General features: G+C 68.8%; 9 protein-coding genes, 1 tRNA gene and 1 pseudogene. 4 read left to right on the forward strand and 7 right to left on the reverse strand.

What is annotated here, in order from left to right; genetic code table 11:
• Positions 1 to 34: 34 nt before the first annotated feature.
• From M6I34_RS02575 to M6I34_RS02605, 7 genes and pseudogenes are all read right to left on the reverse strand, one after another.
• Positions 35 to 1,426 (reverse strand): TRAP transporter large permease, encoded by a 1,392-nt coding sequence (locus M6I34_RS02575; RefSeq protein WP_272484151.1) that lies wholly within the window; start codon positions 1,424 to 1,426, stop codon positions 35 to 37.
• A gap of 6 nt (positions 1,427 to 1,432) precedes the next feature.
• The gene (locus M6I34_RS02580) at positions 1,433 to 1,978 is read right to left on the reverse strand and encodes a TRAP transporter small permease subunit (protein ID WP_272484152.1); all 546 of its coding nucleotides are present in this window, start codon (positions 1,976 to 1,978) and stop codon (positions 1,433 to 1,435) included.
• A gap of 131 nt (positions 1,979 to 2,109) precedes the next feature.
• Positions 2,110 to 3,204, reverse strand: a complete 1,095-nt coding sequence (locus M6I34_RS02585) for a TRAP transporter substrate-binding protein (RefSeq protein ID WP_272484153.1) — start codon at positions 3,202 to 3,204, stop codon at positions 2,110 to 2,112.
• 242 nt (positions 3,205 to 3,446) lie between these two features.
• Entirely contained in the window at positions 3,447 to 5,291 is a 1,845-nt protein-coding gene (gene lpdA, locus M6I34_RS02590) for a dihydrolipoyl dehydrogenase (protein WP_272484154.1), read from the reverse strand.
• Between the two features lie 24 nt (positions 5,292 to 5,315).
• A pseudogene (aceF, locus tag M6I34_RS02595) lies at positions 5,316 to 6,716 on the reverse strand (dihydrolipoyllysine-residue acetyltransferase); the annotation flags it as partial.
• Positions 6,717 to 6,740: 24 nt separating this feature from the next.
• Entirely contained in the window at positions 6,741 to 9,452 is a 2,712-nt protein-coding gene (gene aceE, locus M6I34_RS02600; protein ID WP_272484155.1) for a pyruvate dehydrogenase (acetyl-transferring), homodimeric type, read from the reverse strand.
• Between the two features lie 110 nt (positions 9,453 to 9,562).
• Positions 9,563 to 10,666 (reverse strand): helix-turn-helix transcriptional regulator, encoded by a 1,104-nt coding sequence (locus M6I34_RS02605; RefSeq protein ID WP_272484156.1) that lies wholly within the window; start codon positions 10,664 to 10,666, stop codon positions 9,563 to 9,565.
• A 69-nt stretch (positions 10,667 to 10,735) separates the two neighbouring features.
• Here M6I34_RS02605 and M6I34_RS02610 point away from each other — a divergent pair, with 69 nt between their 5' ends.
• The 4 genes from M6I34_RS02610 to M6I34_RS02625 all read left to right on the forward strand — a co-directional run bounded on the left by M6I34_RS02610 (position 10,736) and on the right by M6I34_RS02625 (position 13,221).
• Positions 10,736 to 11,437, forward strand: coding sequence for an ABC transporter permease (locus M6I34_RS02610; RefSeq protein WP_272484157.1), 702 nt, complete (start codon positions 10,736 to 10,738; stop codon positions 11,435 to 11,437).
• A gap of 5 nt (positions 11,438 to 11,442) precedes the next feature.
• A complete protein-coding gene (locus M6I34_RS02615) occupies positions 11,443 to 12,189 on the forward strand; it encodes an ABC transporter ATP-binding protein (RefSeq protein ID WP_272484158.1) in 747 nt (248 codons plus the stop codon).
• Complete coding sequence (locus M6I34_RS02620) at positions 12,159 to 13,043, forward strand: ABC transporter substrate-binding protein (protein WP_272484159.1); 885 nt, start codon at positions 12,159 to 12,161, stop codon at positions 13,041 to 13,043. The genes M6I34_RS02615 and M6I34_RS02620 overlap by 31 nt, the downstream gene beginning before the upstream one ends.
• A 101-nt stretch (positions 13,044 to 13,144) precedes the next feature.
• A tRNA-Arg gene (locus M6I34_RS02625) sits at positions 13,145 to 13,221 on the forward strand.
• Positions 13,222 to 13,654: the final 433 nt, after the last annotated feature.

Below are 13,654 nucleotides of genomic sequence, written 5' to 3' on the forward strand. Positions count from 1 at the left end.
CCGCGACTGTTCGGGTCGGCCCGTCGGCCCCCTTCTACTGGTAGATCACCCTCGGCAGCCAGGTGGCCAGCGCCGGAAAGCTGAGCAGGATCGCGATCGCGATCACCTGCAGGGCCACGAAGGGCACCGCGCCCTTGTAGATCTGCCCGGTGCTGACCTCGGGCGGCGCCACGCCGCGCAGGTAGAACAGCGCGAAGCCGAAGGGCGGCGTCAGGAAGCTGGTCTGCAGGTTCACGCCGACCAGCACGCCCAGCCACACCGGGTCCACGCCAAGGTTCAGCAGCACCGGCGCGGTGATCGGGATCACGATGAAGATGATCTCGAAGGTGTCGAGGATGAAGCCGAGCACGAACATGACGGCCATCACGACGATCAGCGCGCCGATCTCCCCGCCGGGCAGGTCGGACAGGAACTCGTGGACCAGGTTGTCGCCGCCCATCATCCGGAACACGATCGAGAAGACCGCGGCGCCGAGCAGGATCACGAACACCATCGACGTGACCGTTGCGGTGCCGATCGTCGCCTCGCGCAGCATCGTGAGGCTGAAGCGGCGCTTGACGATCGCGAGCACGACCGCCCCGACCGCGCCAACCGACGCCGACTCGGTCGGCGTGGCGATGCCGCCCAGGATCGAGCCCAGCACGGCAATGATCAGCAGCAGCGGCGGCAGCAGCGCGGTCAGCACGTCGCGGCCGAGGGCGGCCTTTTCCTCCGCCGACACGACCATCGCCGGGCAGGACTTCGGGTCGAAGACCGCCTTCCAGATCGTGAAGAGAAAATATAGGCCGACCAGCAGCAGGCCGGGGATCATCGCGCCGGCGAACAGGTCGCCGACCGACACCGGGGTGGGCGCGAAATTGCCCTTGGCCATCTGCACCTGGGCGTTGATGCCGGCCAGCATGTCGCCCATGAAGATCAGCACGGTGGACGGCGGGATGATCTGGCCGAGCGTGCCCGACGCGCAGATCACGCCGCAGGCGAGCTTCGGGTCGTAGCCGGCGCGCATCATCGCAGGCAGGCTGATCAGGCCCATCGTGACGACCGTGGCGCCGACGACGCCGGTGGACGCGGCGAGCAGCGCGCCGACCGCGATCACCGAGAACGCGAGGCCGCCGCGCAGGCTGCCGAACACCCTGCCCATCGTGGTGAGCAGTTCCTCGGCGATCTGCGAGCGTTCGAGCACGGTGCCCATGAAGATGAACAAGGGCACCGCGACCAGCACCTCGTTCGTCATGAAGCCGACGTAGCGCGACGCGAGCGCGCCGAAGTTCGACGGATCGAAGACGCCGAGCGTCCAGCCGACCAGCGAGAAGATCAGCGAGACGCCGGCCAGCGAGAAGGCGACCGGGAAGCCGATCAGCAGCGTCGCGATGACGCCGAGGAACATCAGGACGGCGAGGATCTCGCCGAGCAGGACCGGATCCATGAGCGCCTATCCCCGCGCGTAGCGGAATTCCTCGGGCAGCAGGTCGTCGCGACCGCCGAGGACGAGGATGCTGCGGGCCAGCATCGAGAGCCCCTGCAGCCCGACCAGCACGACGAAGCCCAGGATGAAGGTCTTGAGGACGAACAGGCCGGGCATGCCGCCGGGATTGGGCGAGCCTTCCTTGAGCATCCAGGAGCGCTGGACGTACTCGAAGCCCCACAGCCAGACGACCACGCAGAACGGCAGCAGGAACAGGACGACGCCGATCATGTCGAGCACCGCCTTCTTCCGCGCAGGCGCTGGCCGATAGAAGATGTCCACGCGGACGTGGCTGTCGGTGAGCAGCCCGTAGCCGGCCACCGCCATGAACATGGCGCCGTTCAGCCACACGTAGAGATCCTGCATCCAGATCTGCGTCGTCGAGAACACGTAGCGCTGGACGACGACGACGAAGCAGACGAGGACCGCGCCGAGCGCGAGCCAGGAAAAGGTCTTGCCGACGAAGCCGTTCAGGCGCCCGACGGCGGTGACGAAAGTGGCGAGTGCCTTCATGGAGCGGGCTCCCCGGCGGTGGTGTCCCGGGACTGGCCTTTCAGGAAACGCCCCCGCGGCCGCAAGCAGCCGCGGGAGGCGGGTGTCCCGGCAGCGCCCCGAAGGGCGGCCGCCGGCGATGCCCCTGGCGATTACAGCTTGTAGTACTTCTGGCGCGCGTTCATGTACGGCAGGTCGGTCACCTCGGAGCGCGTGCGCAGCAGCTTGAGCGCCGACACGAAGCTATCGGCGGTCTTCTTGGCGAGCGCGTTGTCGCTGCTGCGAATGCCGTTGATCACGTCGGCCGACGCCTTCGCGGCCGCCTCGAGGATGTCCTCGGGGAACTGGCGGACCACGACGCCGTGCTTGCTCACCAGCGTTTCCAGCGCGCGCGGGTCGTTGGCGTAGAAATCCGAGGCCACCTGGTCGTACTCGGCCTGGCAGGCAGTGCGGACGATCTCCTGCAGGTCGGCCGGCAGCGCCTTGAACTTCGACTTGTTGACGACAGCCTCGGTGGCGAGGCCCGCCTCGACGAAGCTCGACAGGTAGTAGTTCTTGGCGACCTGGTGGAAGCCCAGCGCCAGGTCGTTGTACGGGCCGACGAACTCGGCCGCGTCCAGCGCGCCGCTCTGCAGGGCCTGGAAGATCTCGCCGGCGGCCATGTTGGTGACCGAGGCGCCCAGCGCCTGCCACACCCGGCCGCCGAGGCCCGGCGTGCGGAAGCGGATGCCCTTGATGTCGGCCAGGCTCTTCAGCTCCTTGCGGAACCAGCCGCCGGCCTGCGTGCCGGTGTCGCCGGACAGGAAGCCCTGCACGCCGAACTGGTCGTAGATCTCGTCCCAGATCTGCTGGCCGCCGAGGTAGCGCACCCAGGCCGCCAGCTCGCGGGAGGTCATGCCGTAGGGCACGCCGGTGAAGAAAGCGAGGCCGGGGTTCTTGTTCTGCCAGTAGTAGGCGGCGCCGTGGCTCATTTCGGCGGTGCCGTTGATGACCGCGTCGAGCGCCTGCAGCGGCGGGACCATCTCGCCCGCCGCGAAGACCTTGATCGTCAGGCGGCCGCCCGACATCGTGTTGATGCGCTTGGCCAGGTTCTCGGCGCCGACGCCCAGGCCCGGGAAGTTCTTCGGCCAGGTGGTGACCATCCGCCACTCGATCTTGCCCTGCGAGATCGCGGGGGCCGCGAGCGTGGCGGCACCGGCGGCGGCGCCGGCGGTCAGGGTCTTCTTCAGTGCTGAACGACGATCCATCGATTGTCTCCTTGGGACGATTCGTTGCGGACCGGGCGAATGGAGTCCGAACTCGCTTCCGCTGGTGGCGGATACGCCCGATCGACGGAGCCGGATTGTAAACCCCTCCGCGCCGGCGATCCTACCCGGGATGCCCTCCCCCTGCCAACGGAAGGTCATCCGCTAACAATTGTCAGCGAAGGGGGCGTCGCCGCGGGCGAAGGGGAGACGCCGCCGTCAGCGACGGAGCGCCGCCTCCCGCTTCAACGCTTCTTCGGCGCAGGCAGGTCGGTGCAGGTGCCCTCGAAGACTTCCGCGGCCATGCCGATCGACTCGCCCAGCGTGGGGTGCGGGTGGATCGTGCGGCCGATGTCGGTCGCATCGGCGCCCATCTCGATCGCGAGCGCCACCTCGCCGATCATGTCGCCGGCGTGGGTGCCGACGATGCCGCCGCCGACCACGCGATGCGTCTGCTCGTCGAACAGCAGCTTGGTGAAGCCCTCGTCCCGGCCGTTGGCGATCGCCCGGCCCGAGGCCGCCCAGGGGAACACCGCCTTGCCGACCTTCAGCCCCTGTTTCTTCGCGTCGTCTTCGGTCAGCCCGACCCAGGCGACCTCCGGGTCGGTGTAGGCCACCGACGGGATCACGTGCGCGTCGAAGAATGCCTTGTGGCCGGCGGCGACCTCGGCCGCGACGTGTCCCTCGTGCACGGCCTTGTGCGCCAGCATCGGCTGGCCGACGATGTCGCCGATCGCGAAGATGTGCGGGACGCTGGTGCGCATCTGGCGGTCGACCGCGATGAAGCCGCGCTCGTTCACCTCGATGCCCGCGCGATCCGCGCCGATCTTGCGCCCGTTCGGGCTGCGGCCCACCGCGCTGAGCACCAGGTCGTAGACCTGCGGCGCCCCGCCCTCGGGCGCGTTCTCGCCCTCGAACCAGACGTGGATCCCGTCGTCGCGCGCCTCGGCCTTGACCGTTTTCGTGCGCAGCATGATCCGGTCGAAGCGCTTCTCGTTGTGCTTCTGCCAGACCCGGACCAGGTCGCGGTCGGCGCCGGTCATCAGGCCGTCGAGCATCTCCACCACGTCGATGCGCGCGCCCAGCGTCGAGTACACCGAGGCCATCTCCAGGCCGATGATGCCGCCGCCGATGACCAGCATGCGCTTAGGCACCTTGGGCAGTTGCAGCGCGCCGGTCGAATCGACGATGCGCGGGTCGTCGGGCAGGAAGGGCAGCCTCACGGCAGCCGAGCCGGCGGCGACGATCGCCTGCTCGAAGCGCAGCACTTCGGTCTTGCCGGTCTTGTCCTGCCCGCTGCCTTCGGTGAGCTCGATTTCCAGATGGTTCGGGTCGACGAAGTGGCCGTAGCCGCGGATCACCCGGACCTTGCGGCCCTTGGCCATGCCGGCCAGGCCGCCGGTCAGCTTGCCGACCACCTTCTCCTTGTGACCGCGCAGCGCGTCGAGGTCGATCTTCGGCTCGCCGAAGGTCACGCCGTAGCGCTCGAAGTGCCGGGCCTCGTCGATCACGGCCGCCACGTGCAGCAGCGCCTTGGACGGGATGCAGCCCACGTTCAGGCAGACGCCGCCCAGATTCGGGTAGCGCTCGACGAGCACGACGTCCATGCCGAGGTCGGCCGCCCGGAAGGCCGCCGAGTAGCCGCCCGGGCCGCCGCCGAGCACCACCAGCTGGCACTGATGGTCGGCAGGCGGCAGGTTTGCCGCCCTAGCAGCGGCGGGAGCCGGCGCGGCAGCTTGCGCGGCGGCGGCCGGCGCCGCCTGCGCAGCGGGGGCCTGGGCCGGCGCCGCCGCAGGGGCGGCTGCCGACGCGCCGGCCGGTGCCGTCGCCTGCGCGGCCGGCTGCCCTGCCCCGGCCGGCTCGAGCTCGAGCAGCACCGAGCCCTCGGACACCTTGTCGCCGACCTTGACCCGCATCGCCTTCACGACGCCTGCGACCGACGACGGAATCTCCATCGAGGCCTTGTCGGATTCCACCGTGATCAGCGACTGCTCGACCGCGATCGTGTCGCCGGGGCCGACCAGCACCTCGATGACCTCGACGTCCTTGAAATCGCCGATGTCCGGAACCTTCACTTCGATCGTGCTCATCGTTCTATCGCCTCGTTCGGGACATCAGAGCATCACGCGGCGAAAGTCCGCGAGCAGCTGGGCCAGGTAGACGTTGAAGCGCGCCGCGGCGGCGCCGTCGACGACCCGGTGGTCCCAGGACAGCGACAGCGGCAGGATCAGCCGCGGCTGGAAGGCCTTGCCGTCCCAGACCGGCTTGGTGAACGAGCGGCACACGCCGAGGATCGCGACCTCGGGCGCATTGATGATCGGTGTGAAGTAGGTGCCGCCGATGCCGCCCAGGCTGGAGATCGAGAAGGTGCCGCCCTGCATGTCGGCCGGCGACAGCTTGCCCTCGCGCGCCTTCGCGGCGAGCTCGGCCGTTTCCTTCGCGATCTGGAAGATCCCCTTCTTGTCGGCGTCGCGGATCACCGGGACCATCAGCCCGTTGGGCGTGTCCGCGGCGAAGCCGATGTGCCAGTAGTTCTTCAGGACGATGTTCTCGCCGTCCAGCGACGAATTGAATTCGGGGAACTTCTGCAGCGCCGACACGCAGGCCTTGATCAGGAAGGCGAGCATCGTGACCTTGACGCCGGCCTTGCCCTGCTCCTGGTTCAGCTGGACGCGGAAGGCCTCCAGGTCGGTGATGTCCGCCTCGTCGTGGTTGGTGACGTGCGGGATCATCACCCAGTTGCGGTGCAGGTTCGCCGCCGAGATCCTGCGGATGCGGGCGACGGGTTTCGTCTCGACCGGCCCGAACTTCGCGAAATCGACCTTGGGCCACGGAATCAGCCCGAGCGCCGCGCCCGCCTCGCCGGCCGGGGCGCCGGCCGCCGGGGCGGCGCCCTCGGCGCGGGCGATCGCGCCCTTGACCCAGGCGCGAACGTCGTCGTGGGTGATGCGCTGCTTGGGGCCGCTTCCCGTGACCCGGGACAGGTCGACGCCGAGCTCGCGCGCGAAGCGGCGCACCGACGGCGACGCGTGCGGCTTCACCACGTGCGCGCCCTCCCCTTCGGCGAGGGCCGCGGTAGGCGACGGCGCGCGGCTGGGCGCCGGGACCGCGGTCTCGACGACGGCGGCCGCCGGTCGCGGCGCCGCGGGCGCGGCCTGCGCTGGGGCGGACGCCGTTGCCTCCTGGGGCGCCGGCGCGGGCGCCTCCGCCTCGGGCCGTGCCGGAGCCGGCGCGGGCGTCTCGGCCTCGGGGCGTGCCGGGGCCGCGGCCTCGCCGGCAGCCTCGAGCAGCGCGAGCAGGCTGCCTTCGGACACCTTGTCGCCGACCTTGACCTTCAGCTGCTTCAGCAGGCCGGCCGCGGTGGACGGAATCTCCATCGAGGCCTTGTCGGACTCCACGGTGATCAGCGACTGCTCGACCGCGATCGTGTCGCCCTCCGCCACCAGGACCTCGATGACTTCGACCTCCTTGAAGTCGCCGATGTCCGGAACCTTCACTTCGATCATGCTCATCTTCTTCTCTCTCGGTGAACGGTCCGGTCAGGCGTGGTGCGGGTTGCTCTTCTCGGGATCGACGCCGTACTTGCGGATCGCGTCGGCGACCTTCTTCGCCGGGATCGCGCCCTCGTCGGCCAGCGACTTCAGCGCGGCGATCGTCACGAAACGACGGTCCACCTCGAAGTGCTCGCGCAGCCGGTAGCGGAAATCGGAGCGGCCGAAGCCGTCGGTGCCCAGCACCTTGTAGCTGCGCCCCTTCGGGATGAAGGGCCGGACCTGGTCGGCGAACAGCTTCATGTAGTCGGTCGAGGCCACGACCGGGCCGCTGGTCTTGTCGAGCAGCGCGGTCAGGTACGGAACCTTCGCCTTGCTGGTCGGGTGCAGCAGGTTCCAGCGCTCGCAGTCCATGCCGTCGCGGCGCAGCTCGGTGAAGCTGGTGATGCTCCAGACGTCGCCGGCGATGCCCCAGTCCTTCTCGAGCATCTCGGCGGCGGCCATCACCTCGCGCAGGATCGTGCCCGAGCCCAGCAGCTGCACCCGGTGCTCGGCCTTCTTCGGACCCGCCTTCAGCAGGTAGCCGCCGCGAACGATCCCGTCCTCGTCACCGGGCTTCAGCCCCGGGTGCGGATAGTTCTCGTTCATCAGCGTGAGGTAGTAGAAGACGTTTTCCTGGTCCTCGACCATGCGCTTCAGGCCGTGCTGGATGATCACCGCGACCTCGTGCGCGAAGGTCGGGTCGTAGGACACGCAGTTCGGGATCGTCGACGACATGATGTGGCTGTGGCCGTCCTCGTGCTGCAGGCCCTCGCCGTTTAGCGTGGTCCGGCCGGCGGTGCCGCCGAGCAGGAAGCCGCGCGCCTGCATGTCGCCGGCCGCCCAGGCCAGGTCGCCCACGCGCTGGAAGCCGAACATCGAGTAGTAGATGTAGAACGGCACCATGATGCGGTCGTTCGTCGAGTACGACGTCGCGGCCGCGATCCACGAGCTGAAGGCGCCCGCCTCGTTGATCCCCTCCTCGAGGATCTGGCCGGCGGCGTCCTCGCGGTAGTACATGACCTGGTCCTTGTCGACCGGCGTGTACTTCTGTCCTTCGGGCGAGTAGATGCCGAGCTGGCGGAACATCCCCTCCATGCCGAAGGTGCGGGCCTCGTCGGGCACGATCGGCACCACGCGCGGGCCGAGGGTCTTGTCGCGCACCAGCGCGGTCAGCACCCGCACGAAGGCCTGGGTCGTGGAGATCTCGCGGCCCTCGGCGGTCGGCTCCAGCACCGCCTTGAAGGCGTCGAGCCCCGGCACCGGCAGCTTCTCGCTGGACTTCGGGCGCCGTTGCGGCAGCGAGCCTCCCAGCGCGGCCCGGCGCTCGAGCATGTACTTCATCTCGGGCGATTCGGGGTCCGGCTTGTAGAACGGGACTTCCGCGAGCTTGTCGTCGGGAATCGGGATGTTGAAGCGGTCGCGGAACTCGCGGATCGAGTCGGCGTCGAGCTTCTTGAGTTGGTGGGTCGGGTTCTTCGCCTCGCCGGCGCGCCCCATGCCGTAGCCCTTGACCGTCTTTACGAGCAGCACGGTCGGCTGGCCCTTGTGATGCGTGGCCGCGTGGAAGGCGGCGTACACCTTGTGCGGGTCGTGGCCGCCGCGGTTCAGGCGCCAGATGTCGTCGTCGGTCATCCGCGAGACCATCTCGAGCAGCTTCGGGTGCTTTCCGAAGAAGTGCTTGCGAACGAAGGCGCCGTCGTTGGCCTTGTAGGCCTGGTACTCCCCGTCGACGGTTTCTTCCATCACCCGCTGCAGGATGCCTTCCTTGTCGCGGGCGAGCAGCGGGTCCCAGTACGAGCCCCAGATCAGCTTGATCACGTTCCAGCCCGAGCCGCGGAAGTCGCCCTCGAGCTCCTGCATGATCTTGCCGTTGCCGCGCACCGGGCCGTCGAGCCGCTGCAGGTTGCAGTTGATCACGAAGACCAGGTTGTCGAGCTTCTCGCGCGCCGCGAGGCTGATCGCGCCGAGCGACTCGGGCTCGTCCATCTCGCCGTCGCCGCAGAACACCCAGACCTTGCGCTTGCTGGTGTCGGCGATGCCGCGGGCGTGCAGGTACTTCAGGAAGCGCGCCTGGTAGATCGCCATCAGCGGGCCCAGGCCCATCGACACGGTCGGGAACTGCCAGAACTCCGGCATCAGCTTCGGATGCGGATACGAGGACAGGCCCTTGCCCTGCACCTCCTGGCGGAAATGGTCGAGCTGCTCCTCGGTGAGACGGCCCTCGAGGAAGGCGCGACCGTAGATGCCCGGCGCCGAGTGGCCCTGGAAGTAGACCAGGTCGCCGCCGTGCCCTTCGTGCGGCGCGTTCCAGAAGTGGTTCATGCCGGTGCCGATCATCGTGGCCAGCGACGCGAAGGACGCGATGTGGCCGCCGAGGTCGCCGCCGTCGGGCGGGTTGTGCTTGTTGGCGCGCACCACCATCGCCATCGCGTTCCAGCGAATGAACGAGCGGATCCGCTCCTCGTACTCCGCGTTGCCGGGCGAGCGCGCCTCGAGCTGCGGCGGAATCGTGTTGACGTAGGCGGTGTTGGCGGAGAAAGGAATGTAGGCGCCGGAACGACGAGCCTTTTCGATCATCCGCTCGAGCAGGAAGTGCGCCCGCTCGGGCCCCTCGCGGTCGATGACCGCTTCGAGCGCATCCAGCCATTCGCTGGTCTCGAGGGCGTCGATGTCGACGGGGTCGTTCGCTGCGGGCAGCTGGCTGGGAACCGCTGACATGGCTTCTCCTCTTTCTTCCGATCGGCTGGATGTTCCGGCCGATTCTAGAAAGCGGCCCCGCAAAAGACAAGAAAAATTTTCAGAATCCGAATTCTCATTTCATATTATGGTTATTCGGTCCTGACTCTTGCTCTTGCCGCCGAAGATGCGGGTCGCGCGGCAGCGGCCTCGGCGTTCGCGCCGGCCACCTCGTATCCCTCGCTGGCCCCCGCGAGGCTGCGCATCGCGGCGATCAGTTCGCGCACCCGCGCATCCCGCCTCAGCCCGGAGTCCCCGGCCAGCCAGTAGGTCTCCACGCCGATCGGCACGAACCCCAGGCCGAAGCGCAGCGCGGCCGCCTTCAGCCCGAAACCGGCGTCCGCGTCGCCCGCAGCGACCGTGGCGGCCACTGCAAGATGCGACGCCTCCTCGATCTCGTAACCCGCGATGCTGCCGGGGTCTACGCCCTGCTCCTGCAGCAGCCGGTCGAGCCAGCTGCGGGTCGCGGCGCCGCGCTGCCGGTTAACGAAGCGCAGGCCCGGGCGCGCAAGGTCGGTCACGTCGCGGATCCGCTTCGGATTGCCGGCGGCCACGATCAGCCCCTGCTCCCGTCGCGCCAGGGCCGCCAGGAAGCTCCTGACCCCGCTGGCCAGCACCGGCGCCGCCGGGCGCTGGCCGGCCGGCACGTGGAACCCGGCGAGCTCGGCTTCGCCGCGTCCGAGCGCCTCGAGCGCGTCGGCCGAGCCTACGAAGCGAACCGCCACGCCGGTGGCGAGCCGCTCCGCCAGGCAGCGCTGCAGCAGCAGGTCATGGCTCGCCGCAAGCCGCAGCGCTTGGGGCGCCGCGTTCGCCGAGATCGCCGCCAGCCCGGCAGACAGCTTGCCCATCGGGCCGCGCAGGCTGCGCTCGGCCTCCTTCTCGAAGGCGCCGACCGCGGCAACCAGCGCCCGGCCGGCGTCGGTGACGCGGCTGCCGTGCCCCTTCACCCGCTCGACCAGGCGCAGCCCGGTCCGGCGCTCGGCCGCCACGATCCTGCCCCAGGCGGTCCGGTAGGAGACGTCCAGCTCGCTGGCGGCCGCTGCCATCCTGGGCGAGACGTCAAGAGCCGCGAGCAGCCGTGACAGCGCGACCAGGTCGGGCGACTCCGCGCCCTCTCCCGCCGGCAGCGCAAGCTCGATCCTGGGAGACAGCGCCGCGCCCTCCGCGCCGCCGATGCTTCGCTTGCGTCGAACCATGGTCTTTCCCGAATATGCAAATCTTTGCCGAATGGTAGGCTAATTTCAGCCGTTTCATATACTCGCGCGATGATTCCCGATGCACTGCGCGAGGCGCTGGCCCTGCTGCGCCACTTCGAAGGCGACGTGGCCGCCATCGCGCTGCTCTCGCTCAAGGTGAGCCTGAGCGCCGTCACGCTGGGCGCCCTGATCGGGCTCCCGCTCGGGGCCCTGGTCGCGATCGCCCGCTTCCCCGGCAAGCCTGCGGTCGCCGTCGCGATGAACACCTTCATGGGCCTGCCCTCGGTCATCGTGGGCGTCATCGTCTACCTGCTGCTGTCGCGAAGCGGCCCGCTCGGGCCGCTCGGGCTGCTGTTCACCCCGTCGGCGATGGTGATCGCGCAGACCTGCCTGACGCTGCCCCTGATCGCGGCCCTGACCCGGCAGATGATCGACGATGCCTGGCGGGAGCACGGCGAGGCGCTGCGCTCGCTGCGCCTGCCGCTTCGCAACCGGATCGGCGTGCTGCTGTGGCACACCCGGTTTTCGCTGGTCGCGATCCTGCTGGCCGGCCTGGGCAGGGCGATCTCCGAGGTCGGCGCGGTGATGATCGTCGGCGGCAACATCGATCGCATCACCCGAACGATGACCACCGCGATCGCGCTGGAGACCAGCAAGGGCGATCTCGCGCTGGCGCTGGCGCTCGGCATGCTGCTTATGTCGATCGTGCTCGGCCTGAACCTCGTCGCGAGCGCGACCCGCGGCTTCGCGATGCGCCGCTTCGGGTCCTGAGCGCGATGGCTTCGCCGCTCCTCGAGCTCGACGGCATCTGCTTCCGGCCCGGCGGCCGGACCGTGCTCGACGGCATCGGCCTCGCATGGAGCGACGCCTCGATCTGCGCGCTGATCGGCCCCAACGGCGCAGGAAAGACGGTCACGCTGCGAATCGCCCACGGCCTGTTGCGCCCGGATGCCGGGCGGGTTCGCTTCGAGGGCCGCGAGCCGCCGGCCGACGACACCGCCTTCGAGGGCCAGGCACTGGTCTTCCAGCATCCGTCACTCTTCCGGGGCAGCGTGCTGGACAACCTGCTGCTCGCCCGCCACGCGTGCGGCTTGCCGAAGAGTCTGCTGCGCGAGCGTGCCCTGGCCATGCTCGAGCGGGTCGGCCTGTCGGCGCTTGCCGATGCGCCGGCGCTCAAGCTGTCCGGCGGCGAAAGGCAGCGCGTGGCGATCGCCCGCGCCTGGCTCACCGGTCCCAGGCTGCTGCTGCTCGACGAGCCGACCGCCGCACTGGACCCGGCCGCCCGGGAGTCGATCGAAGCGCTGATCCGCGAGATCGCCGCGAGCGGCTGCCGGGTTCTGATGACCTCGCACAACCTGGGCCAGGTGGCGAGGCTCGCCGACGAGGTGCTGTTCCTGAGCGCCGGTCGCCTGCTGGAGCGCGGCCGCGCCCAGGACTTCTTCCGAGCCCCGCGAACCCGCGAGGCGCAACGATTCCTTCAAGGAGAACTGCCATGGCAACCCGCGGCGATTCCCGCAAGCTGAGCCTGTCCGACGCGCGCCGGAGGCTCACCGCCCTCTCCGTGGGCGCCGCAGCGGCCCTCGTCGCCCTGCTTCCGCTCGGCGCCGCCAGCGCCCAGGCGGCAGAGTCGATCACCGTCTCGTCGACCACCTCGACCGAGCAGTCGGGCCTGTTCAGGCACATCCTGCCGATCTTCGAGAAGAAGACGGGCATCTCAGTCAAGGTCGTGGCCGTGGGCACCGGCCAGGCGCTGGACATCGGCCGGCGCGGCGACGCCGACGTCGTATTCGTGCACGACCGAGTGGCCGAGGAGAAGTTCGTGGCCGAAGGCTTCGGAGTGAGGCGCCAGCCCGTCATGTACAACGACTTCGTGCTGGTCGGACCGAAGTCGGACCCGGCCAGGGTCGGCGGCAGCAAGGACGTGGTCGGCGCGCTGAAGAAGATCGCCGGGGCCAGGGCGCCCTTCGTGTCGCGCGGCGACCGCAGCGGCACGCATGCCGCAGAGCTTCGGTTCTGGAAGATGGCCGAGGTGGATCCCAAGACCGGGTCGGGGAGCTGGTACCGCGAGACCGGTTCCGGCATGGGGCCGGCGCTGAACAGCGCCGCCGGCATGAACGCCTATATCCTGGCCGACCGCGGCACCTGGCTGTCGTTCAAGAACCGCGCCGAGCTGGTGATCTCGGTCGAAGGGGACAAGCGCCTGTTCAACCAGTACGGCGTGATGCTGGTCAACCCGGCCAGGCATCCGCACGTCAAGCAGAAGGCGGGCCAGGCCTTCATCGACTGGCTGCTTTCCCCCGAAGGACAGGCAGCCATCGGTTCGTACAAGATCGACGGCGAGCAGCTCTTCTTCCCGAATGCCGGCAGCGACGCCTGAGGAGGCAGGGGGCGGACAGCTCGCGTGGCGTGGCCCCCCGGCTGGGGTTCCCGCCACGGGGCGAGACAAGCCGAAAAAACCTGCTATACTTTCAAGTCTGCGCGGCTGTAGCTCAGTTGGATAGAGTACTTGGCTACGAACCAAGGGGTCGTGGGTTCGAATCCTGCCAGCCGCGCCACTCTTTTCAAGGGCTTAGAGAAATCTAGGCCCTTTTTCTTTTCTGGCCGGGATAGCGCGGGGATAGCAGTCGGGACTGCCCGCTATCCGGGATAGTCCGGGATCGCGGCTCAGCCAGTCGGCCTAGACTGTTGCGCCGATACCGCCGCCGCCGATCCTGCATCCTGCCGGCATGAGTACCCGCACTTTCTCCGGCACCGCTAGACCGTGCCGCTATTGCACGCACCTGCTCGAGCTAGGCGGCCACGACGGCTAGATCAGGCGCCACGCCTCGCCGGCAACAGGTTGCGCCTTTTGGCAGCGCGAGCCCGGTGCGGATGACGATCTCGAGCATGATCATCTGAATGACGAATGCGCCGCGTCTCTTCTCCACTACCTGGGACACCAAAGTGAGTGTCTCGGCAATCCTGGCAGTTGACAATTCAAGGAAACAA

The organism is Zeimonas sediminis, assembly GCF_023721795.1.
Taxonomy (GTDB): domain Bacteria; phylum Pseudomonadota; class Gammaproteobacteria; order Burkholderiales; family Burkholderiaceae_E; genus Zeimonas; species Zeimonas sediminis.